Source organism: Curtobacterium sp. BRD11, assembly GCF_031844345.1.
In the GTDB taxonomy this organism is placed as follows: domain Bacteria; phylum Actinomycetota; class Actinomycetes; order Actinomycetales; family Microbacteriaceae; genus Curtobacterium.
In genome coordinates, this window is sequence record NZ_JAUZUZ010000004.1 from 339,878 (window position 1) to 362,853 (window position 22,976).

At 72.3% G+C, this 22,976-nt stretch carries 18 protein-coding genes, 1 tRNA gene and 1 other RNA gene; 14 read left to right on the forward strand and 6 right to left on the reverse strand.

The features are described 5' to 3' along the window. Positions 1-68: 68 nt before the first annotated feature. From Q9R28_RS11870 to rplL, 4 genes are all read left to right on the forward strand, one after another. Entirely contained in the window at positions 69-809 is a 741-nt protein-coding gene (locus Q9R28_RS11870; protein WP_144411339.1) for a response regulator transcription factor, read from the forward strand. After that, entirely contained in the window at positions 806-2,254 is a 1,449-nt protein-coding gene (locus Q9R28_RS11875; protein WP_311206185.1) for a HAMP domain-containing sensor histidine kinase, read from the forward strand. Before Q9R28_RS11870 ends, Q9R28_RS11875 begins: the two co-directional genes overlap by 4 nt. A 266-nt stretch (positions 2,255-2,520) precedes the next feature. Continuing rightward, positions 2,521-3,036, forward strand: coding sequence for a 50S ribosomal protein L10 (gene rplJ, locus Q9R28_RS11880; RefSeq protein WP_058727460.1), 516 nt, complete (start codon positions 2,521-2,523; stop codon positions 3,034-3,036). Positions 3,037-3,087: 51 nt separating this feature from the next. After that, positions 3,088-3,471, forward strand: coding sequence for a 50S ribosomal protein L7/L12 (gene rplL, locus Q9R28_RS11885; RefSeq protein ID WP_066655204.1), 384 nt, complete (start codon positions 3,088-3,090; stop codon positions 3,469-3,471). A 179-nt stretch (positions 3,472-3,650) separates the two neighbouring features. Here rplL and Q9R28_RS11890 read toward each other — a convergent pair whose 3' ends face one another. Next, positions 3,651-4,574, reverse strand: a complete 924-nt coding sequence (locus Q9R28_RS11890; protein ID WP_311206186.1) for a hypothetical protein — start codon at positions 4,572-4,574, stop codon at positions 3,651-3,653. A 198-nt stretch (positions 4,575-4,772) separates the two neighbouring features. Then, entirely contained in the window at positions 4,773-6,197 is a 1,425-nt protein-coding gene (locus Q9R28_RS11895) for an APC family permease (RefSeq protein ID WP_251154623.1), read from the reverse strand. A 127-nt stretch (positions 6,198-6,324) separates the two neighbouring features. Here Q9R28_RS11895 and Q9R28_RS11900 point away from each other — a divergent pair, with 127 nt between their 5' ends. The 5 genes from Q9R28_RS11900 to Q9R28_RS11920 all read left to right on the forward strand — a co-directional run bounded on the left by Q9R28_RS11900 (position 6,325) and on the right by Q9R28_RS11920 (position 13,068). Then, entirely contained in the window at positions 6,325-8,226 is a 1,902-nt protein-coding gene (locus Q9R28_RS11900; RefSeq protein ID WP_066658440.1) for an ABC transporter ATP-binding protein, read from the forward strand. A gap of 10 nt (positions 8,227-8,236) precedes the next feature. Beyond that, positions 8,237-9,601, forward strand: a complete 1,365-nt coding sequence (locus Q9R28_RS11905; RefSeq protein ID WP_311206187.1) for a cystathionine beta-synthase — start codon at positions 8,237-8,239, stop codon at positions 9,599-9,601. Between the two features lie 187 nt (positions 9,602-9,788). Beyond that, positions 9,789-10,934 carry a cystathionine gamma-synthase gene (locus Q9R28_RS11910; RefSeq protein WP_066655198.1) on the forward strand — a complete coding sequence of 382 codons (1,146 nt, stop codon included), beginning with the start codon at positions 9,789-9,791 and terminating at the stop codon, positions 10,932-10,934. A 131-nt stretch (positions 10,935-11,065) separates the two neighbouring features. After that, positions 11,066-12,451, forward strand: coding sequence for an MFS transporter (locus tag Q9R28_RS11915; RefSeq protein WP_311206188.1), 1,386 nt, complete (start codon positions 11,066-11,068; stop codon positions 12,449-12,451). Positions 12,452-12,498: 47 nt separating this feature from the next. Beyond that, a complete protein-coding gene (locus tag Q9R28_RS11920) occupies positions 12,499-13,068 on the forward strand; it encodes a substrate-binding domain-containing protein (RefSeq protein ID WP_311206189.1) in 570 nt (189 codons plus the stop codon). An 87-nt stretch (positions 13,069-13,155) separates the two neighbouring features. On the opposite strand, the gene Q9R28_RS11925 is transcribed toward Q9R28_RS11920, so the two are convergent. After that, on the reverse strand, positions 13,156-13,737 hold the full coding sequence (locus tag Q9R28_RS11925) for a TetR/AcrR family transcriptional regulator (protein ID WP_251154626.1): 582 nt from the start codon (positions 13,735-13,737) through the stop codon (positions 13,156-13,158). A 283-nt stretch (positions 13,738-14,020) separates the two neighbouring features. Here Q9R28_RS11925 and Q9R28_RS11930 point away from each other — a divergent pair, with 283 nt between their 5' ends. Together Q9R28_RS11930 and Q9R28_RS11935 are read left to right on the forward strand one after the other, a co-directional pair. After that, positions 14,021-15,277: a multidrug effflux MFS transporter gene (locus Q9R28_RS11930; protein WP_200884101.1), complete on the forward strand. Its 1,257-nt coding sequence runs from the start codon at positions 14,021-14,023 to the stop codon at positions 15,275-15,277. 68 nt (positions 15,278-15,345) lie between these two features. Further along, complete coding sequence (locus Q9R28_RS11935) at positions 15,346-17,337, forward strand: helicase HerA-like domain-containing protein (protein WP_311206190.1); 1,992 nt, start codon at positions 15,346-15,348, stop codon at positions 17,335-17,337. Between the two features lie 40 nt (positions 17,338-17,377). Here Q9R28_RS11935 and Q9R28_RS11940 read toward each other — a convergent pair whose 3' ends face one another. After that, on the reverse strand, positions 17,378-18,022 hold the full coding sequence (locus tag Q9R28_RS11940; RefSeq protein WP_251159564.1) for a hypothetical protein: 645 nt from the start codon (positions 18,020-18,022) through the stop codon (positions 17,378-17,380). 342 nt (positions 18,023-18,364) lie between these two features. Continuing rightward, positions 18,365-18,452, reverse strand: a tRNA-Ser gene (locus Q9R28_RS11945). Positions 18,453-18,574: 122 nt separating this feature from the next. Between Q9R28_RS11945 and pta the strand changes: the two genes are divergently transcribed. After that, positions 18,575-20,683, forward strand: a complete 2,109-nt coding sequence (gene pta, locus Q9R28_RS11950) for a phosphate acetyltransferase (RefSeq protein WP_209685079.1) — start codon at positions 18,575-18,577, stop codon at positions 20,681-20,683. Positions 20,684-20,758: 75 nt separating this feature from the next. Further along, positions 20,759-21,955 (forward strand): acetate kinase, encoded by a 1,197-nt coding sequence (locus Q9R28_RS11955; protein ID WP_311206191.1) that lies wholly within the window; start codon positions 20,759-20,761, stop codon positions 21,953-21,955. Between the two features lie 189 nt (positions 21,956-22,144). Here the strand turns inward: Q9R28_RS11955 and Q9R28_RS11960 are convergent, their stop codons facing one another. Continuing rightward, entirely contained in the window at positions 22,145-22,819 is a 675-nt protein-coding gene (locus Q9R28_RS11960) for an SDR family oxidoreductase (protein ID WP_066655180.1), read from the reverse strand. 36 nt (positions 22,820-22,855) lie between these two features. Here Q9R28_RS11960 and ffs point away from each other — a divergent pair. Further along, an RNA gene (gene ffs / locus Q9R28_RS11965) (signal recognition particle sRNA small type) lies at positions 22,856-22,952 on the forward strand. Positions 22,953-22,976 lie beyond the last annotated feature (24 nt).

Below are 22,976 nucleotides of genomic sequence, written 5' to 3' on the forward strand. Positions count from 1 at the left end.
GACGATCCACAGGACGAGGAGGGCTGGGCCACAGACGGCTCATAGGAACCACACCGATCCTCGATGACGTGACGATCTCCCAGCCCGCAGCAGCCCCCCGCCTCACCCGCGCCGACGGCACGCCGTTGCGCATCCTCGTCGTGGACGACGAGGCCAGCCTCACCGACCTGCTGTCGATGGCGCTGCGCTACGAGGGCTGGGACGTCAGGAGCGCGAACGGCGGTCAGCAGGCCCTCGCCACGGCCCGTGAGTGGCAGCCCGACGCGATGGTGCTCGACGTGATGATGCCCGACCTCGACGGGTTGCAGGTGCTCGGTCGGCTCCGGCAGAACAACGACGACACCCCGGTGCTGTTCCTCACCGCGAAGGACTCCGTCGAGGACCGGGTCACCGGGTTGACCGCCGGCGGCGACGACTACGTGACCAAGCCGTTCTCCCTCGAGGAGGTCGTGGCGCGCCTCCGTGGGCTCATCCGTCGCTCGCAGATCTCGGTGTCCGAGGCCGGTGACTCCCGCATCGTCGTCGGCGACCTGGTGCTCGACGAGGAGTCGTACGAGGTGTCCCGCGCCGGTCGGTCCATCGAGCTCACGGCGACCGAGTTCGAGCTGCTCCGCTTCCTCATGCGCAACCCTCGGCGGGTGCTCTCCAAGGCGCAGATCCTGGACCGGGTGTGGTCGTACGACTTCGGCGGCAAGAGCTCGGTCGTGGAGATCTACATCTCCTACCTGCGCAAGAAGATCGACGCCGGCGAGACCCCGATGATCCACACGGTGCGCGGCGTCGGGTACGTCATCAAGCCGACCTCGTGACGCTCCGACGACGGCTCGTCCTGAGCATCGTCGCGATCGTCGTCGCGCTCAGCACGGTGATCGGGGCGGGCAGCATCATCGCGCTGTTCTCGATCCAGCGTGCGGCGATCGACGATCAGCTGACCAGCGCCACGAACCGCGCGCAGCGTTCCGTCGAGCGCCAGGGAGCGGACGGGCCCGGCCCCGAGATCGGGCGACCGAGCGGCCAGGCGGCAGGCACGCTCACGGTGTACTTCCTGAACGGGAACGTCGCCCTCGGGAGCGTGCTCGACGAGGACGGGAACATCGACCAGGTCGCGTCGTCCGCCACGCGCGCGCTCTACGACGTGACCGTCGACGGGGCCGCGCACTCCGTCGACCTGGGCACCGACCTCGGCCGCTACCGGGTCACCGCGGTGTCGCTCGGATCCGCGGTCCTCGTCGTCGGCCTGCCGATGGCGCCCGTGTACGAGAGCGTCTGGAAGCTCTTCGGCGTGGTGCTCGTGGTCACCGCCCTCGCCCTGCTCGCAGCGACCGGGGTCGCCGCGGTCGTGGTGCGCCGCTCGCTCCGCCCGCTCGAGCGCGTGGCCGAGACTGCGTCGTCCGTCGCCCGGATGCCGCTCGAACGGAGCGACGCACTCGACGGCGTCCGCGTCCCCGACACCGACCCACGGACGGAGGTCGGCCGGGTCGGGACCGCCTTCAACCGCATGCTCGGACACATCGCGGGCGCCATGCAGGCCCGGGAGCGCTCGGAGCAGAAGGTCCGGCAGTTCGTCGCCGACGCCTCGCACGAGCTCCGCACCCCGCTCGCGTCGGTCCGCGGGTACGCCGAGCTGACCCGACGGATGGGCGCCGACCTGCCGCCGGACGTCGTGTACGCCATGAGCCGGATCGAGTCGGAGTCGGAGCGCATGACGAGCATGGTCGAGGACCTGCTCCTGCTCGCCCGCCTCGACGAGGGCCGCGAGGTCCAGTTCGCCGACGTCGACCTGACCGGTCTGGTGCTCGACGCGGTGAACGACGCCCACGCCGCGTCGCCGGACCACGTCATCGCGGTGGACGTGCCGGACGAACCCGTGGTCGTGCCCGGTGACGCCGCCCGACTCCACCAGGTGGTCGTGAACCTCGTCACGAACGCCCGGACGCACACCCCGGAGGGCACCCGCATCACGGTCGGTATCGCACCCGGCGCCGACGGCGTCGACCTGACCGTGCGCGACGACGGGCAGGGCATCGACCCGGAGTTCCTGCCGAAGCTCTTCGAACGGTTCGCCCGGGCGGACAGCTCACGGTCGCGGAGCGCCGGGTCGACGGGCCTCGGCCTGGCCATCGTCGACGCGGTCGTGCAGGCGCACGGCGGCAGCGTGGCGGTCACGAGCCGACCCGGCGACACGGTGTTCACGGTGCACCTGCCGGCCACGCGGCCGGCGGTCGCGTCCGGCACGGTGACGCCGACCGCCTGACGGTCTGGAGGAACGTGGCGGCGCCGCCCCGCGCCTCCCGTCCGGCGCTTGGTCACCGTCGGATCCTGTGGTACCTTCTTCGAAGCCAAAGACCGCCGGTCGTCTGTGCGCTCGCGCACAGACCGAAGGTCCTCACTCGTGGGGCAGCCAGCGCAGGTGTTCAGATCCACTCCTCCCGTTCGCGGGGGAGCAGCTCCGAGCCTCTGCGCCGGAGCTTTTTTCGTGTGGTGACCAGGGGCTAGCCGGCAAGAACCCCAAGGAGAACCATGGCGAACAAGGAAGCTGCGGTCGCCGAGCTCACGGAAGCATTCCAGAGCTCGAACGCCGTTCTGCTCACCGAGTACCGCGGTCTCACGGTGGCGCAGCTCAAGGAGCTCCGCAACTCGATCCGTGAGCACGCCACGTACGCCGTGGTGAAGAACACGCTGACCAAGATCGCGGCGAACAACTCCGGCATCACCTCGTTCGACGACGAGCTCGCCGGTCCGTCCGCTCTCGCCTTCGTCCACGGTGACACCGTCGCCGTCGCGAAGTCGCTGCGTGCATTCGCCAAGGCGAACCCTCAGCTCGTGGTCAAGGGCGGTTACTTCGACGGTAACCCGCTCACCGCGACCGAGGTGGACAAGCTCGCTGACCTCGAGTCCCGCGAAGTGCTGCTCGGCAAGCTCGCCGGCGCCTTCAAGGCCTCGCTGTTCGGTGCTGCGTACCTGTTCCAGGCACCCCTCTCGCAGGCCGTCCGCACCGTGGACGCCCTTCGCGAGAAGCAGGAGTCCGCGGCCTGACCAGGCACGCGTTCATCAACCACACGTACTAGCTAGTAGTAGGAGAAAATCATGGCGAAGCTTTCGCAGGACGAGCTCATCGAGGCCTTCAAGGAGCTCACGCTCATCGAGCTCTCGGACTTCGTGAAGAAGTTCGAGGAGGTCTTCGAGGTCACCGCTGCTGCCCCCGTCGCGGTCGCCGCGGCCGGTGGCGCTGCTGCCCCCGCCGAGGAGGTCGAGGAGAAGACCGAGTTCGACGTCGTGCTCAAGTCGGCCGGTGACAAGAAGATCCAGGTCATCAAGGAGGTCCGTGGCCTCACGTCGCTCGGCCTGGGCGAGGCCAAGGCGCTCGTCGAGACCGCCGACGCCAAGATCCTCGAGGGTGTCAACAAGGAGACGGCCGACAAGGCGAAGGAGGCCCTCGAGGCCGCCGGCGCCACGATCGAGCTCGCGTAAGTACTGCGTACTGCTCTTCGCGAAGGCCGCTGCCCCTCGGGGCGGCGGCCTTCGTCGTGCGCGGGGCGCGCTGCCGGCGGTAGGGCGGGCGGTCCGGCGGTCCGCTTCGCGAGACTCGGCCTCGCGGACACATTCGCGGTTCACGTGCCGCGAAGTTGTCCGCGGGGCCGAGTCTCGTCTCACAGCACCAGCCCGTGCGCCCGGAGGAGGCCCTGGAAACGATCGAGTCGTTCCAGGTGCCACCACGTCACGCGGATGACGGTCCGCACCTCGCTCCGCTGCCGGAGTCGGTCCTCCCGGCGCTTCTCCGCCCAGGCGACCTCACCCGGGTCTCGGCCCGCGAGCATCGTCGGGTCGGTGTACTTGACCTTCCCGTCGAACTCGATGACCGTCCCGCTGTCCGGGAGCCAGAAGTCGACGCGGTCGACGACGTGGTCGTGGCGGAACTCGTGCTGCGGTACCACCCGGTCGATGCCGCTCTCGACCAGCCGGGCGGCCGTGTAGGACTCACCGACGGTCTCGTGCCGAGCGTCGAGCGCCCGCAGCACGGTCTGCGCTCGTCGAGATCCGCGCGCAGGGCCGGCCGGGAGTGCCGTGGCGAGCTCGGACGGCGTCAGCGCACCGGCGCGCACCGCCCCGTCGATCGCCACGGCAGCCACGTGCACGGGCAGCGAGGTCGCGACCGTCGATGCCGTGGTCACCAGGTCCGTGACCGGGACGCCGTCGAGGCGAGCGGGGGCCAGGCGCACCTGCGTGCCACCGGACGCGTGGAGGACGAGGCCGGCCCGGTGGACGGTGCGCTCGGCCCCCGGTACCGTCACGTGGACGCGCTCGGGTGCCGGGCCGACCAGGGGCCAGCCGTGCACGAGTGCGGCGGACACGTGCGAGAACGCAGCTCCGGTGGGTACGGCCGGCGCGACCGCCCAGATGCGGACGAGGTGCCGGTCGGCTTCATCGAGCTCGACCCAGGACGTGCGAGGCAGGTACGTGCCGGCGCGGAGCCGGACGAGGAGGCCAGCGCGGTGCTGCCGGCGGAGGGTCCGCGCGCGTGAGTCGTCACCGTCGGCGCGCAGCAGGGTGGGTCGTTCTCGGTGGTGTCGCACACCTCCACTGTCGGGCTCCCACTGCGGAACAAGCGGCGCGGGAGGCGATCTGTGGGTCCTGCTGCGTTCGTGGGGACGTGTGGATGGAGCGTGAGACTCGCTCCTGCGGACACGTTCGTGGGTGATCGGGTGCGAAAGTGTCCGCGGGGCCGAGTCTCGGGGCGCGGGCGGGCGCGGGCGCAGGCCGGCGCGGGCGCGTCAGCGCAGGGTGCTGCGGCTGCGGCCGTAGGCCAGGTAGAGCACCGCGCCGGCGAGCATCCACAGGCCGAACGCGATCCAGGTGCCGGCGCCGAGGAAGACCGCGAGGAGCACGCAGCAGAGCGTGCCGAGGACCGGGACGACCGGGAACAGCGGGACCCGGTACGACCGCTCGAGCTCCGGGCGGGTGCGTCGGAGCACGATCACGGAGACGTTGACGAGGGCGAAGGCCACCAGGGTGCCGATGCTCGTCGCGTCGGCCAGCTCGCCGAGGGGGACGAGCGCTGCGCCGACGGCGACGACCACACCCACGATGAGCGTGTTCGGCACGGGGGTGCCCGTCCGGGGCGAGACCCGACCGAACACCGGCGGCACCATGCCGTCGCGCGCCATGGTCAGCAGGATGCGGGTCTGGCCGTAGAGCACCGTGAGCACCACGCTCGCGATGGCGATCACCGCGCCGATCGAGAAGACGAGCGCGACGACCGGCTGCCCGGTGACGTCGACCACGATGCGGACGAGCGAGGCCTCGTCGGACGAGAACGACGTCCACGGGCGGGCACCGATCGCGGCGATCGCGACCAGGATGTACAGCGTCGTGACGATCACGATGGACCCGATGATCGCGCGGGGCAGGTCGCGGCGGGGGTCCTTCGCCTCCTCGCCCGCGGTCGATGCGGCGTCGAAGCCGATGTAGGAGAAGAACAACCGCGACGCGGCAGCGGTCACACCGGCGGCCCCCATCGGCGCGAGGGGCGCGAAGTTCTGGGACGAGAAGGCCGTGAACGCGACGACCACGAAGAACACGAGCAGGGCGATCTTGACCACGACCATGAGCGTGTTCACCCAGGCGCTCTCGCGGGCACCGGGCAGCAGCACGGCCATCGCGAGGAGGACGAGCACCGCCGCGGGCAGGTTCACCACACCACCGTCGCCGGGGGGAGCGGCGATCGCGGCCGGCAGGTGCAGCCCGAAGACGCGCAGGGTCTCGTCGACGTACTCGCTGGCGCCGACCGCGACCGCGGCGACCGAGACCGCGTACTCGAGCACGAGGCACCAGCCGCAGACCCACGCGATGCCCTCGCCCATCGTGGCGTAGGTGTACGAGTAGCTCGACCCCGAGGTCGGCACGGCGCCGGCCATCTCGGCGTACGACAGCGCGGAGAGCAGTGCGGCCACGCCCGCGAGCACGAACGAGATCCAGACGGCCGGACCGGCGAGCGGCACGGCCGTCCCGAGCACGACGAGGATGCCGGTGCCGAGCGTCGCCCCGACGCTGATCATCGTCAGGTGCCAGACGCCGAGCGAGCGGCGGAGCGGCTCGCCGTCGACGCCCGCCGCGGCCTCGGCCTGCAGCTGCTCGATCGGCTTCCGGCGAGCGAGCTGGTGACGGAGGGACGTGGGGCGGGAGGGCGCGGACGTCATGGGACCTCGTGATCGGCGCGGGGAAGGGGACGGACGATGGTCGCACGGCCCCTGAACGGGGTCAAATACGCCCACGGCGGAGCCCGCAGCCCGTGTCCGCCGCCGGGGATACGTTGGTGCCATGAGCATGGGCCACGGGATGCGCGGGGGTGGGCCCCGCGGTGGCGGGCGGATCTCGAGCGGCGACGCCGCCGCGCAGCGGGCCGCCAACGCCGAGGCGCCACGGATCCCGCACCTGCTCCGGCGCATCGCGGGACTGTTCGTGCCGCACCGCCGCGCGATCGTGGTGACCGTCGTGCTCGTGCTCGTCGGTGCGGCACTCTCGGTGATCCCGCCGCTCCTCACCCAGCAGGCGTTCGACCGGGGGCTCTTCCCGCCCTCGGGTCGCCCGGACCTGCCCGTGCTCCTCGAGCTCGTCGGCGCGATGATCGCGCTCTGGATCGCGAGCGCCGGCGTCGGGATCTGGCAGACGTACCTGACGGCGACGGTGGGCAACGAGGTCATGGGTGCCATGCGCATGCGGTTGTTCGCGCACCTGCAGCGGATGGAGCTCGCGTTCTTCACGAGGACGAAGACGGGCGTGATCCAGTCGCGCCTGCAGAACGACGTCGGCGGCGTCGCGAGCGTCCTCAACAACACGATCTCGTCGGTGCTCGGCAACACCGTCACGGTCATCGCGGCGGTCGTGGCGATGCTGCTGCTCAGCTGGCAGATGACCCTGGTGGCGGTCGTGCTCCTGCCGCTGCTCGTCATCGCCCAGCGCCGGGTCGGCCAGGTCCGCGCCCGGATCGCCGCGCAGACGCAGGAGTCGCTGTCGGACATGACCGCGATCACCCAGGAAGCCCTGAGCGTCTCCGGCATCCTGCTCGCCAAGAGCTTCACCCAGCAGCGCAGCGAGACCCGGCGCTACGGGGACGAGAACCGCAACCAGATCCAGCTGCAGGTCCGGCAGCAGATGTCCGGGCAGTGGTTCTTCGCCATCGTCCAGGTCTTCCTGTCGATCATCCCCGCGGTCATCTACGTGGTCGCGGCCCTCCTGATCGTCGGCGACGTCCCGATCACGGCCGGCACGATCGTCGCGTTCACCACGGTGCAGTCGCGCCTGCTCTTCCCGACCGTCGGACTGCTCCGCGTCGTGCTCGACCTGCAGACGTCCGGCGCGCTGTTCGCGCGGATCTTCGAGTACTTCGACCTGCGCCCAGCGATCACCGACGCCCCCGACGCGCAGCGTGTCGACGCGTCGCGCGTGGGGCACGTCGCGTTCGAGGACGTCTCCTTCACCTACCCGGACGGCGAACCGGACAAGCCGACGCTCCGCGGGGTCTCGTTCGAGCTCGAGCCCGGGCAGTTCGCCGCGTTCGTCGGGCCGTCGGGTGCGGGGAAGACGACCATCTCGTACCTGGTGCCACGACTGTACGAGGCGTCCTCGGGCACCGTGCGCTTCGCCGGAGCCGACGTGCGCGACCTGGAGCACGAGGACCTGATGCGCCACGTCGGCATCGTGAGCCAGGAGACGTACCTGTTCCACGCCTCCATCGGCGACAACCTGCGGTACGCGAAGCCGGACGCGACCGACGAGGAGCTCGAGCGCGCCGCACGCGCGGCGAACATCCACGAGACCATCGCCTCGTTCCCGGACGGGTACGACACCGTCGTGGGGGAGCGGGGCTACCGACTGTCCGGCGGCGAGAAGCAGCGCATCGCCATCGCCCGCGTGCTGCTGAAGGACCCACCCGTCCTGGTGCTCGACGAGGCCACGAGCGCGCTCGACTCGATCTCCGAGCACGTCGTGCAGACCGCGCTCGACACCGCGGCAGCCGGGCGCACCACCATCGCCATAGCGCACCGGTTGTCCACGATCCGCGAGGCCGACGTCATCTTCGTGCTCGACCACGGGCGGATCGTCGAGCGGGGCGACCACGACGAACTGCTCGCGCGCGGCGGTGTCTACGCCTCGCTGTTCCACCAGCAGGACCAGACGTCGACATCGTTCGTCGCAACCCAGCCGACGGCCGAGCCGGCCACCTAGACTCGGCCGCGTGCGTTACGCGAACTCCGTCGTCGACCTGGTCGGTGACACCCCGCTCGTCCGACTGAACCGTGTCACCGAGGGGATCCGGGCGACCGTCCTGGTGAAGGTGGAGTACCTCAACCCGGGCGGCTCGTCGAAGGACCGCATCGCCACGCGGATCATCGACGCGGCCGAGGCGTCCGGCGAGCTGGGACCCGGCGGCACCATCGTCGAGCCGACCTCCGGCAACACCGGTGTCGGCCTCGCGCTCGTCGCCCAGCAGCGCGGGTACCGCTGCGTCTTCGTGCTGCCGGACAAGGTCGGCGAGGACAAGCGCAACGTGCTCACAGCCTACGGCGCCGAGATCGTCGTGACGCCGACGGCGGTCCCGCCGGAGCACCCCGAGTCCTACTACTCGGTGTCCGACAGCCTGGTGCGGGAGATCCCCGGCGCCTACAAGCCGAACCAGTACGCGAACCCGAACGGTCCCCGGAGCCACTACGAGACGACCGGTCCGGAGATCTGGCGCGACACCGACGGTCTGCTCACGCACTTCGTCGCCGGCGTCGGCACCGGTGGCACCATCTCGGGCACCGGCCGCTTCCTGAAGGAGGCGTCCGAGGGACGCGTCCGGATCGTCGGCGCCGACCCCGAGGGCTCCGTCTACTCGGGCGGCACCGGTCGGCCGTACCTGGTCGAGGGCGTCGGCGAGGACTTCTGGCCCGGCGCGTACGACGCCGGCGTCCCCGACGAGATCCTCGCCGTCACCGACGCCGAGTCCTTCGCGATGACCCGACGGCTGGCGCGCGAGGAAGGGCTGCTCGTCGGCGGGTCGAGCGGCATGGCCGTCGTCGCGGCGCTGCGGGCCGCACGCGACCTGACCGAGGACGACGTGGTCGTGGTGCTGCTGCCCGACGGCGGCCGTGGCTACCTCGGCAAGATCTTCAACGACCGGTGGATGCGCTCCTACGGCTTCGCCGAGACCGACGACGCCCGCACGGTCGGCTCCGTCGTCGCCGGCAAGGACGGCCGACTGCCCGACCTCGTGCACGCACACCCGTCCGACACCGTGCGCGACGTGGTGGAGATCATGTCCACGTACGGCGTCTCGCAGATGCCCGTGCTGAGCGCCGAACCGCCCGTCGTGATCGGCGAGGTCGTCGGTGCGGTCGCCGAGAAGGACCTGCTCGAGCAGGTCTTCACGGGCACCGCCGCGATGACCGACGCGGTGAGCGGCTTCGTCGGTGACCCACTGCCCCTCATCGGCATCGGTGAATCGCTGTCCGCAGCCCGCCGGGCGCTCGAGACGGTCGACGCGCTGCTCGTCGTCGACGACGGCAAGCCCGTCACCGTCCTGACCCGGCACGACCTGCTCACGTCGCTCTCCGAGTGACCCCGGGCGCTCGCCCACACCGAGCGCCCGCCAGCACCGACACCGAGCGCCCGCCCGCACCGACACCGAGCGCCCGCCCGCACCGACACCGAGCGCCCGCCCGCACCGACACCGAGCGCCCGCCCGCACCGACAGCGAGCGCTCGCCCGCACCGACCCCACCCCGACCCCACGAGGAACCCCAGCGCATGACCGAGTTCGCCACCCGCGCCGTCCACGCCGGCCAGGACCCCGACGCCACGACCGGTGCCGTCATCCCGCCCATCCACGTCACGAGCACCTACGTGCAGGACGGCGTCGGGAACATGCGGAACGGCTACGAGTACTCCCGCGGCGGCAACCCCACGCGCGACGCGCTGCAGACCCTGCTCGCCGACCTCGACGGCGGCGTCGCGGCGTACTCGTTCGCATCGGGCCTGGCGGCCGAGGACGCCCTGCTCCGCGCGTACCTCGAGCCCGGCGCCCGCGTCGTGATGGGCAACGACGTGTACGGCGGGACGCACCGTCTGGTGAACCGCCTGCACGTGCCGTGGGGCGTGGAGCTCGTGGTCGTCGACATGAGCGACGTCGACCGGGTCCGTGCAGCGCTCGAGGGCGCCCCGGCGAAGACGGTGCTGTGGGTGGAGACCCCGACGAACCCGCTCATGAAGATCGCGGACATCGCGCTCCTCTCCGAGGTCGGTCACGCCGCAGGTGCCCTGGTCGTCGTCGACAACACGTTCGCGTCGCCGTACCTGCAGCAGCCGCTGTCGCTCGGCGCCGACGCCGTGTCGTACTCGACCACGAAGTACCTCGGCGGGCACTCCGACGTCGTCGGCGGCGCGGTCGTCCTACGGGACCGCGAGTTCGCGGACCAGGTCGGTTTCCTGCAGTTCGGCGCGGGCGCGATCGCGTCGCCGTTCGACGCCTTCCTGACGACCCGGGGGATCAAGACGCTGCCGGTCCGGATGGAGCGGCACTCGTCGAACGCGCAGGCCGTGGCGGAGGCGCTCGTCTCGGCGCCCGGCGTCGAGCGGGTGTACTACCCCGGTCTCGCCGACCACCCCGGACACGAGGTCGCCGCGAAGCAGATGCGCGGCTTCGGCGGCATGCTCTCGGTCGCCCTGTCCGGCGGACCCGAGGCGGCGAAGCGCTTCGTCGAGTCCACCGAGGTCTTCACGCTCGCGGAGTCCCTGGGCGGCGTCGAGTCGCTCATCGGATACCCGAGCGAGATGACGCACGCGTCGGTCAAGGGCACCGAGCTCGCCGTCCCGGAGAACGTCGTCCGCCTGTCGGTCGGCATCGAGGACCAGGGCGACCTGGTCGCGGACGTGCTGCAGGCACTGTCCCGGTGACCGCGGCCGGGTGACCGCGGCCTGCTGACGCAGACGTGACGGACGGGAGGCTCCCCACCGGACCGGTGGGGAGCCTCCCGTCCGTCATCAGGACCTGACGGATCGTCGGTGCGCGCCCCTAGGCTGGCCCGGTGAGCAGTGTGGCGACGAGGTCGGGGATCCTCAGCGGGCGCTACGCGCTCGCGACCCTGGGGATGGTCGCCATCGTCGGGGTGGCCGCGTTCCAGAACCTCGCGATGACGGCGGTGATGCCGGAGATCAGCCGCGACCTCGACGGGCAGACGCTCTACGCGCTCGCGTTCGCGGCCCCGCTCGCCGCCGGCGTGCCCGGGATGGTGCTCGCGGGGACCTGGACGGACCGCTCGGGCGGCCGCGTCGTCGCCTGGGTGTCGGCGCTCTTCTTCGCCGTCGGGACGGCCGTCGTGATGACCGCGCCGACGATGGAGGTCTTCCTGGCCGGTCGCCTGGTCGAGGGCTTCGGAGCCGGTGCGATCGACGTCGTGCTCTACGTGCTCGTCGCCCGCATCTTCCCCGCCGAGCTGCACGGTCCGGTCTTCGCCGGGTTCGCCGCGGCCTGGGTCGTCCCGGCACTCGTCGGCCCGGCGCTCGCCGGGGTCGTGACGGAGGTGTGGGGGTGGCACTGGGTCTTCGCCGGCGCCCTCGTCATCGCGGTCGTCGCGTTCGCCCTCCTCGTCCCGACGCTGGCACGCCTGCACGCGCCGCCGGTCGAGCACCGACCCCCGTGGCAGGCGGGGCGCATCGCGTGGTCGGTCGCGGCGGCGCTCGCGATCCTGCTGCTCAACGTCGCGCCGGACCTCGGTCCGTGGGCACGGGTCGTGGCCGTCGTCATCGGCGTCGTCGGCGCCTGGGCGGCGCTGCGGCCCCTCCTGCCGGCCGGGACCTTCCGGGCGGCCGCGGGCCTGCCGTCCGTGGTGCTGTTGCGCGGCCTGGTCGCGGCGGCGTTCTTCGGCAGCGAGGCCTACGTGCCCTTCCTGCTGCAGGCACGGCACGGCCTCAGCGCCTCGGCGGCGGGGCTCGCGCTCACCGTGGCCGCCCTGAGCTGGGCCGGGGCGAGCTGGCTGCACGGTCGGCTCGGGGAGCAGCGGCTCACCGCGGCGCGGACCTTCGGCGCCGGACTCACGCTCGTCCTCGTCAGCCTGCTCGTCGCGCTCGCCGTCGCGGTGTGGGGGTTGCCGTGGTGGCTGCTCGTGGCCGGGTGGTTCGTCGGCGGCGCGGGCATGGGCGCGATGTACCCGCGGCTGTCGATGCTGACGCTCCGCTTCTCGGGCGAGGGCGACGACGGGTTCGCGAGCTCGGCCCTGACGATCGCCGACGCCTCGGGCAGCGTGGTCGGCCTCGCCGTCACGGGCCTGCTCTTCGTCGGCAGCGGGGGAGCCGACGGCGACTGGTCGTTCCCGCTCGTCTTCGTCGCGATGACCGCGATCGCACTCGTCGGGATCGTCGCGGTCCGGCGCCTCGGTCCCGTGCCCGCACCGCCGACCCCCGGCGCCGAGTGACCCGTCCCGCGGTAGCGTGGGGCACCGGATCGAGCGGAGGTCACCGGGTGCGCACCGTCGTCGTCGCCGTCCTCGTGGCGGCGTCCCTCGCCCTGACCGGGTGCCAGGGGCCGACGACCGCTGCGCCGACCCCGGTCCGCAGCACCGACCTCACCAGCTCCGACGGCGGGTTCGCCGACGACGCCGTGGTCGGCGCGGTGCTCGCGCCCGGGGACGACGCGCTCGCCGCGGACCTCGAGCGCGGGCTCGACCGTGCCGGGTTCTCGCCGGACGTCCGGGTGGTGCCGTCCTCCGGTGCCGCGGCCGAGCAGGCCCGTGCCGTCGACACGCTCGTCCGCGCGGGAGCGAAGGCGCTGCTCGTGCACGCCGTCGACGCCGACGCGCTCGCGGAGGCGGTGCAGACGGCGCACGACGCCGGTGTGGTCGTGGTGTCGGTCGGCGCGTCGGTCCCGGCGAGCGGGACCGGCGGTGACGGTGTCTCCGCCGACCACCGCGTGCCGGCGGCAGCGGATGCCGGGACGACCGCCCGGGCGGCGGTCGAGGTCGTCCGGTCGCTGCAGCGCGGCGAGCAGCCGGACACGGGGGACCGCCGCGGGCGCAGCGGCGCCGGGGACTGACGTCGGGACCCGGGCCGGCGGACCGTCGCGATCAGCGTGACCGGGCGAGGGGCCGGGCTCGGGAGCGGGGCCGTGTGCCGGCTCGGCTCAGTGCCACCAGGCCGGGAACGACAGGGTGATCGTCTCGACCAGGGACCTCCGGGAGCGTCGGGGTCCGGCCAGCCACGCCTCGATCGCGCCGACGAAGCCCTGCGCCACGAACCCGGCTGCGACGTCGTCGAGCAGGGGCGGGCGTGACGCGGGGTCGAGTTCGCGGATGTGCTGCGCGCTCGACACCGTGAAGTGCTGCACCAGCAGGCGGTGGAGGGAGGCGTCCTCGGTGTCCGGCAACCCGCGGGCGTAGATGTCGCGGTGGGCCACGACGTGCTCGACGACGGCGTCGATGCCCCGGCGCGTGATGGCGGCGAGCTCGTCCTCGCCGGCCCCACGGGCAGAGGCGGCCCGGCGGGCCTCGACGTCCTCCTCGCGGATGCGGTCGAGCTCGGGCGTCAGCACGTCGGCCAGGAGCGATCCGGGGGAGACGGCGTGCGAGTAGAACGTGGCGCGGTTGATGCCGGCTGCGCGCGTGACGTCGGCGACCGTGATGGCGGAGACCGGGCGGTCGGCTGCGAGTCGGAGGACCGCCTCGCGCAGTGCTGCCGTGGTGTGCACGATCCGGGCGTCGACCACGACACCACCCCCTCTTCGTTCCGTCCGCACGAGGCGGCTGTCGAGCAGTCCGACGTTACCGCACGGCGACCGCGCGGACTGGACGAGGAGCGCAGTGTGACGGGCGCGTTGCGGTCGGGGCGTCGCGAGAGCGCTCACGCAGCCCGTAGGATGGTTCCGGGGCCGAATCGATTCGAGTCGATCCGCCCCGGTCCTGCTCGGTCGGTCCTGACGTCCACCACGTCGACGGCGACCGGCCCCGATCCCGTCTCTCCTGCACCCGACCCCCTGTGAAGGACCGCTCGTGACCGCGCCCGCAACCACCGGTTCGCTCCGCGTCGTGCTGCACCCCGGTGACTCGCTCACCCGGCGGCAGCGCCTCGTCTACGTCTTCGTGCTCGGCGCGCTCACCGCGCTCGGGCCGTTCACCATCGACCTGTACCTGCCGGCGTTCCCGTCGCTCGAGCGCGAGTTCGGCATCAGCGAGGGTGCGGTGCAGCTCACGCTCACCGCGACCACGCTCGGGTTCGCGGTCGGGCAGCTGCTCGTCGGGCCCTGGAGCGACAAGGTCGGCCGGCGTCTGCCGCTCATCATCGCCACCTCGGTGCACGTCGCGGCGTCGGTCGGCGCAGCGCTCGCGCCGAACGTCGAGGTGCTCGCGCTCTTCCGCGTCCTGCAGGGCATGGGGGCCGCGGCCGGCGGTGTCGTCGCGATGGCCACCGTGCGCGACCTGTTCGGCGGCAAGCCCCTCGTCCGGATGCTCTCGCGCCTGGCGATGGTGAACGGCCTCGCACCGATCCTCGCGCCGCTGATCGGCTCGCAGATGCTGCAGTTCGTCAGCTGGCGCGGCGTCTTCGTGTTCCTCGCGTGCTACGGCGCGGCCGTCGTCATCGCGTCGTCCCTGCTCATCGTCGAGACCCTGCCGCCGGCTCGGCGGAAGGAGGCCGGCCACTCGACGATCGGGCAGCGCTACAAGGCCCTGCTCTCCGACCGGATCTTCGTCGGCGTCGCGCTCATCGGGGCGATGGTCTTCAGCGGGCTCTTCTCGTACCTGTCGGCGTCGCCGTTCCTGTTCCAGACGGTCTACGGCCTCGACGCGCAGCAGTACGGCCTGCTCTTCGCCGTGAACTCGATCGGCGTCGTCGTCGGCGTGCAGGTGTCCTCGCGCCTGGCGCAGCGGGTCGGCCCGCAGTGGATCCTCGCCTGCTCGACGGCGACGCTGTTCGTGTCCGCCGTCGCGATCGTCGTGCTCGACCAGCTCGGTGCGGGCCTGGTCGGGGTCCTCGTACCGCTGTGGTTCTTCATCGCGGCCTGCGGGTTCACGTTCCCGCTCGTCCAGGTGATCGGTCTCGCCGCGCACGGGAAGGAGGCCGGCACCGCCGCGTCGCTCCTCGGCGCACTGAACTTCGGGGTCGCCGGGCTCGTCTCGCCGATCGTCGGGTGGCTCGGCATCACCGCGGCGACACCCATGGCGAGCGTGATGGCATGCACGGCGGCGGTCGCCGTCGTCGTGCTCTGGGTGGTCGTCCGGCCGCGGACCGTGCCGGCGCTCTCGCACTGACACGTCGCACAGCCGGACGTCGTCACGACGAGCGGACCGGAGGGTCGACGCGTCCGTAGGCTGCGGACATGACCGACGCGGTGGAGCAGGCACGGGCAGCGGCAGCAGCGGCGCAGGCGGCGGCCGAGGAGGCACGGCGGCTGGCGGACGAGGCGGCTCGTCGGGCCGAGGAGCTCGCGGCGGCGCTCAGCCGCGCGGCCGACGCGAGCGCGGTACCGGAGGCGACCGGGGCGCCCGACGCGAGCACGGCCGCACGCGGGACGACGCCGGGGACGGCCACCGAGCCTCCCGGCCGCGCGCCGCTCGACGCGACCACCACGCCGGAGGCGACGATCGCGTCGACCACACCGCCGAGCGCACCGCAGTCCGGCCCCCTCGGGCCGGAGGCCGTCGACGCGATCCGCACCGGGTACGCCGTCGAGGGCACCGCCCTGGAGCTCGGTGCCCTCGTCAACGGCCGCCCGCTGCCCGACGTCCAGGTCCGGATCCCGCTCGGCATGCTCAACCGGCACGGCCTCGTGGCCGGTGCCACCGGCACGGGCAAGACCCGCACGCTCCAGTTGCTCGCGGAGCAGATCGCCGCGAACGGCGTCCCGGTGTTCGCGGCCGACGTCAAGGGCGACCTGTCCGGACTCGCCGTGGCCGGGCAGCCGGACGAGAAGCTCCTCGCCCGCACCGAGGCGATCGGTCAGGACTGGCGCGGCGTCGCGAGTGCGGTGGAGTTCTACTCCCTCGGCGGGCAGGGCACCGGTGTGCCGATCCGGGCGACCGTCTCCGGGTTCGGTCCGCTCCTGCTGGCCAAGGTGCTCGGGCTCAACGCGACGCAGGAGTCCTCGCTCGGGCTGGTGTTCCACCACGCCGAACGCGCCGGGCTGCCGCTCGTCGACCTGTCGGACCTGCGCGCCGTGCTGACCCACCTGGTGAGCGACCAGGGCAAGGCGGAGCTCGCGGAGCTCGGCGGGTTGTCGAAGCAGACCGCCGGTGTGATCCTGCGCGAGCTGGTGACCTTCGCCGACCAGGGTGCGGACCGCTTCTTCGGGGCACCCGAGATCGACACCCGTGCGTTCCTGCGCACCGCCCCGGACGGCCGCGGGATCGTGAGCCTGCTCGAGGTGCCGGGCGTGCAGGACCGGCCCGAGGTGTTCTCGACGTTCCTGATGTGGCTGCTCGCCGACCTGTTCAACGAACTCCCCGAGGTCGGCGACACCGACCGGCCGGCGCTCGTGTTCTTCTTCGACGAGGCACACCTGCTCTTCTCGGGGTCGTCGAAGGACTTCCGCGAGCAGGTCGTCCGCACCGTGCGGCTCATCCGTTCGAAGGGTGTCGGCATCGTGTTCGTCACGCAGACGCCGAAGGACCTGCCCGACGACGTGCTCGCACAGCTCGGCTCGCGGGTGCAGCACCAGCTCCGTGCCCACACGCCGGACGACGCGAAGGCGCTGCGGGCGACCGTGTCGACGTACCCGACGAGTGACTACGACCTGGGGGAGGTCCTGACCTCGCTGGCGACCGGCGAGGCGGTCGTGACGGTGATGAACGAGGACGGCGCACCCACGCCGGTGGCGTGGACCCGTCTGCGCGCGCCGCAGGGATCGATGGACGCGCTGCCGTCGGACGTCCTGGAGGCGCTGGTCGCCTCGTCCCCGCTCCTCGCCCGGTACGGCACCACCGTCGACCCCGAGTCGGCGCGAGAGCTCCTGGCCGCCCGCATGGAGTCCGCCGCCGCGGACGCCGCCGCAGCGCAGGCGCAGGCGGACGCCGAGCAGGAGGCTGCCCGCGCCGCCACCGCGGCGGCGAAGGAGGCGGCCGCGCAGGCTGCGTGGGACGAGCGCGAGCAGAAGGCCGCACAGGCGGAGTACGAGCGGACGCAACGCGAGTTCGAACGCGCGGAGCGGGCAGCGGCGGGTCGCCGGTCGCGATCGACGTCGACACGGACGTCGCGCTCGGCCGGGCGCACTGCGGACGACCCGCTCGGCGGACTGCTCGGGAACGGCCTCGGGCAGACCATCGCGAAGGAGGTCGTCCGGGGCATCTTCTCGACGCTCCGCCGCCGCCGCTGAGCTGCTGCCGGCCCGGTGCCGCGCGTCGCCCCGGCCGGTCTCAGCGGGTCAGGAGGCCGACGGTCTCGACGGCGAGCAGGCCGGCGACGATGCACGCGGTCGCCGCACCCACCGCGAGCACGCCCCCGCGGCGCTCGTACCAGGTGCGGCTCGTGGGCCAGCGACGGGTGGCCTCGCGGACGTGGACCGGTCGGCGCTCGTGCTCGACCGGCACGCCCAGCACCTCGACCACGCGGTCGAGGGCGTCGTCGCCCCAGACGTCGCCGCGCAGCCGGAAGAGGTGCGTGCCGTCGGCGTCGAACGCGAGGAGCTCACGCGTGGTGCGGTCGGGCGACGCGCCGTACGTCGGGGTGACGACGAGCCGGTCGATCCGCTCGCGGGCGATGCGACGGTTCGGGGTGAGGACCGCGTTCAGGGCGACGACGTCGGCGTCGATGCCGAGGAAGGCCTGACCGAGTCGGACGAAGAGGACCCCGACCAGCACGGCGACGGCGACGACGAGCCCGGCGACGAGGACCCACCAGCGCTCCGGCAGCGAGGCCCAGACGAGCGCGACGGCGAGGGGGACGGCGGAGCAGACCACGCTGAGGACGGTCGACCGGACGAGGGAGCGCCGCGGGCGGAGGACCACGTCGTGGACCGGCGTCCGCAGACGCCCGGCAGCTGACACCGTCGCTTCCCCCACCTGGGTCTCCTCACCCCTCGGGCGCACGGGCAGACCGATCTGCCACCCCGCGGGCGACGCCCCTGCCGCCCGCTGCACCGCGTCCGACCCGTCCCGGGGTCGTCCGTCTGCACAGGATAGGGCGAAGCGGGGGCGGAGGACAGCCCGTTCCACCCCCGTTGGGCGTTTCCCGGCCAGGACGGGCCGAGCGGGGTGCGATCGTGTCCCGCGAGTGGGGGACTCCGCGGGCCGCACCCGGGGCCGCAGCCGGGGCCGCGCCGGTCGGGAGCCGTGCCGACGGGGACGTGCGCCACCCGGGAACGACGAAGGGCGCGTCCTGCTGGACGCGCCCTTCGGTACTGCTGGCGGAGAATGGGGGATTCGAACCCCCGAGGGCTTGCACCCAACACGCTTTCCAAGCGTGCGCCATAGGCCACTAGGCGAATTCTCCTCGTGCCACCTCGCGGTGACGACACCCCATGGTACAGGTTCGCGGGGGTGGTCACGACCACGTCCGTCCACGGCCCCGTCGGCTCCCAGAGCGCACGGTGTGCCCGCGACTAGCCTGGAGGGGTGTCGACCCGCATCTACATCACGTCAGCAGAAGGACACACGGGCAAGAGCACCGTCGCGCTCGGTGTCCTCGAGACCCTCGCACGCTCCGTCGGACGCGTCGGCGTGTTCCGACCGGTCGCACGGTCGGTGGCCGAGCCGGACTACGTGCTCGAGCTCCTGCTGCAGCACAGCGCGGTGGGGCTCTCCTACGACGAGGCCGTCGGCGTGACGTACGACGACGTGCACGCCGACCCGGACGCCGCCCTCGGCACGATCCTGAACCGGTTCGCCCAGGTCGAGCGGCAGTGCGACGCCGTCGTGGTGCTCGGGTCCGACTACACCGACGTCGGCAGCCCGACCGAGCTGTCGTTCAACGCCAAGGTCGCGGCGAACCTCGGCGCGCCCGTGCTGCTCGTGCTCGGCGGTCGGGACTCCTCGGAGCGTGGCGTCCGCACGCCCGAGGCGATGGCGCAGGTCGCGGACGTCACCACGAGCGAACTCCGGGCGGCGCACGCCCAGCTGCTCGGCGTCGTCGTGAACCGTGCGGACCCGGACGCCCTGGCCGCGATCGTCCAGAGCGTGGAGCACGCCGTGCGCGACGACCACCCGGACACCCCCGTGTGGGCCATCCCGGAGGACCGGGTGCTCGTGGCGCCGACGGTGCGCGCCCTGCTCGAGGCGACGGGCGCCACGCTCGTCCGCGGTGACGAGGCGCTGCTCGACCGGGAGGCCCTCGGCACGGTGGTCGCCGGCATGAGCATGGAGAACGTGCTGCCGCGGCTCATCGAGGGCGGGATCGTCGTCGTGCCGGGGGACCGCAGCGACGTGCTCCTCGCGACCGTGCTCGCGAACCAGTCCGAGACCTTCCCGAGCCTGGCGGGCGTGATCCTCAACGGCGGGTTCGAGACCTCGCCGCAGATCACCCGGCTGCTCGAGGGCCTGTCGAGCTCGCTGCCGATCGCCCGGAACGACCTCGGCACGTACGACACCGCGCTCCGCATCACCCACACCCGGGGGCGCCTCGCCGCGGACTCACCCCGCAAGGCCGACCTGGCACTGGCGCTCTTCGAGCAGCACGTCGACGCCGACGCACTGCGCGACCGCCTGCAGCTCACCCCGTCCGGGGTCGTCACGCCGCTCATGTTCGAGCACGGGCTGCTCGACCGCGCGCGTGGGTACGGCAAGCGGATCGTGCTGCCCGAGGGCGACGACGACCGCATCCTGCACGCGGCGTCGACGCTGCTCGCGCGACAGGTGTGCGAGCTCACGATCCTCGGCGAGCCGACGTCGATCCGGGCACGCGCCACCGAGCTCGGCCTCGACCTCGACGGTGCGCAGCTCGTCAGCCCGTTCGACCCCGAGCTGCGCGAGCGCTTCGCCGAGGAGTACACGCGGCTCCGAGCGCACAAGGGCATGTCGATGGAGCTCGCGCGCGACACCGTCACCGACGTGTCCTACTTCGGCACGCTCATGGTGCAGCTCGGACTCGCCGACGGCATGGTGTCCGGGGCGAAGCACACCACCGCGCACACCATCCGACCGTCCTTCGAGATCATCAAGACCCGGCCGGACACCTCGATCGTCTCGAGCGTGTTCCTCATGGCGCTCGCCGACCGCGTGCTCGTCTACGGTGACTGCGCGGTCATCCCCGACCCGAGCAGCGAGCAGCTCGCCGACATCGCGATCTCGTCGGCGGAGACGGCCACGCAGTTCGGCATCGACCCGCGCGTCGCGATGCTGAGCTACTCGACCGGCGACAGCGGCACCGGTGCGGACGTCGACAAGGTGCGTGCCGGGACGGCCTTCGTCCGGGAGCGCCGCCCGGACCTGCTCGTCGAGGGACCCATCCAGTACGACGCCGCCGCCGATCCGACGGTCGCCCGCACGAAGATGCCGGACTCGCCCGTGGCGGGCCGGGCGACGGTGTTCATCTTCCCCGACCTCAACACCGGCAACAACACGTACAAGGCCGTGCAGCGCTCGGCTGGTGCGGTCGCGATCGGACCCGTCCTCCAGGGCCTGCGCAAGCCGATCAACGACCTGTCCCGCGGTGCGCTCGTCAGCGACATCGTGAACACGGTCGCCATCACGGCCATCCAGGCCGGCACCGCGACCGACGCGGCCTGACCGACCATCGCCGACCGCGACCAGCCCACCCGCCCGCACCACGCCTCCAGACCGTCCCGAGAAAGGCACCCCACCGTGACCGCAGCCCTCGTCGTCAACTCCGGATCGAGTTCGTTCAAGTACCAGCTCATCGAGCTCGAGGGCGAGCGCACGCTCGCCTCCGGGCTCGTCGAGCGCATCGGGGAGTCGTCGGGGGCGTGGAAGCACACCAACGCGCTGACGGGGGAGTCGTCGTCGAACGACGCGGCGTCCGTGCCCGACCACGCGGCCGGCTTCCAAGCGATGATCGACGCCTTCGCCAAGGTCGGGCCGTCGTTCGACGAGCACCCGCCGGCGGTCGTCGGACACCGCGTCGTGCACGGGGGGACCACCTTCGACGCGGCCACCGTCGTCACCGACGAGGTCGAGCAGCAGATCGAGGACCTGAACAGCCTCGCGCCGCTGCACAACCCCGCGAACCTCGAGGGCATCCGCGCGGCGAAGCAGGTGTTCTCGGACGTGCCGCACGTCGCCGTCTTCGACACCGCGTTCCACCAGACCATGCCGCCGCACGCCTACACGTACGCGATCCCGGCCGACCTCGCCGAGCGGTACCGGATCCGCCGGTACGGCATGCACGGGACGAGCCACAAGTACGTGTCCGAGCAGACCGCGGAGTTCCTCGGCCGCCCGCTGTCCGAGCTGAAGACGATCGTGCTGCACCTCGGCAACGGGGCGTCGGTCGCGGCGATCGACGGCGGGCGGTCGATCGAGACGTCGATGGGGCTCACGCCGCTCGAGGGCCTCGTGATGGGCACGCGCTCCGGCGACCTCGACCCGGCGGTGCTCATCCACCTGCACCGCGAGGCCGGCATGTCCTTCGACGACCTCGACACGATGCTCAACAAGCAGTCCGGTCTGCTCGGCCTCACCGGCAACGGCGACATGCGCGACGTGCAGGACGCGGCGCTCGGTGGCGACGACGAGGCCGAGGCGGCGCTCGCCGTGTACCGGCACCGGATCCGCCGCTACGTCGGGGCCTACACGGCGCAGCTCGGCGGGCTGGACGCCGTCGTGTTCACCGCCGGGGTGGGGGAGAACAACGCGCTGCTGCGGCGGCGCGTGCTCGCCGGGCTCGAGCACCTGGGCATCGAGGTCGACGCCGACCGGAACGAGCTGCACTCGAAGGAGGCCCGGCTGATCTCCGCCGATGCGTCGCGGGTCGCGGTGCTCGTCGTGCCGACGAACGAGGAGCTCGAGATCGCCCGGCAGTCGGCGGCGGTCGCGCTGTAGGGCCGTCGGGCTGGTGGCGCGGCGCAGCGTGGCGCTCGGTGCTGCGCTCGGTGCTGTGCTTGGTGCTGCGCCCTCGCCGAGACGCCGCCACTTCGTCGAGACGCCGCCACTTCCGACGGCGTCTCGCTCGGTGGACGGCGTCTCGCGCTGACGCCGGCGTCTCGCGCTGACGCCAGCGTCCCGCCCGCGTCAGCTCAGGGCGTGCAGGGCGGCCGGGATCGGGGTGTTGCCGCTCGTCACCTCGAACTGCACCCCGACGGCGGTGTCGTCGAGCAGTGCGTGCAGGACGAGGGCGGCGACGTCCGCACGGGGGATCGACCCGCGGGGGACCGTCCGGCCGACGTGCACCGTGCCCTGCGGCGGGGTGTCGAGCAGTGCTCCAGGCCGGATGATCGTCCAGGCCAGGTTCCGCATCCGGATGTTCGCATCGGCCTCCGACTTCGCCCGGAGGTACACCTGGAAGACGTCCGCCTCCGTCCGGGCAGGGACCACGGCACGCTCGCGGTCGTAGGCGTCGGCACCCATCGCCGACACCATCACGTACCGCTGGATCCCGATCCGCTCCGCCGCGTCCGCCAGGGTGATCGCCGCGTCGCGGTCGACGGACTCCTTGCGGTCGGCGCCGCTGTTCGGCCCGGCACCCGCGGCGAAGACCACGGCGTCGACGCCACGGAGGCGCAGCGCCAGCTCGTCGTCGTCCACCTGCTCCAGGTCGACGACCAGGGCCGTCGCTCCCTGCTGCTCGACGTCGGTCACGTGGGCAGGGTTGCGGATGATCGCGACGGCGTCGTGGCCCGCGTCGGTGATCAGGCGGGCGAGGAGCAGTGCGATCTGGCCGTGTCCTCCGGCGATGGCGATCTTCATGTGTCCGATACTGCCCGGAGCATCCGGTAGACTTCCGGAGGCTCCTCACGTGACGCCATCCAGGCCAACTCCCCCAGGGCGGAAACGCAGCAAGGGTAACCGGGCTCTGGCGGGTGCGTGAGGAGTCTTCTTCGTTCCGGGGCGAGGACGCAGCCGG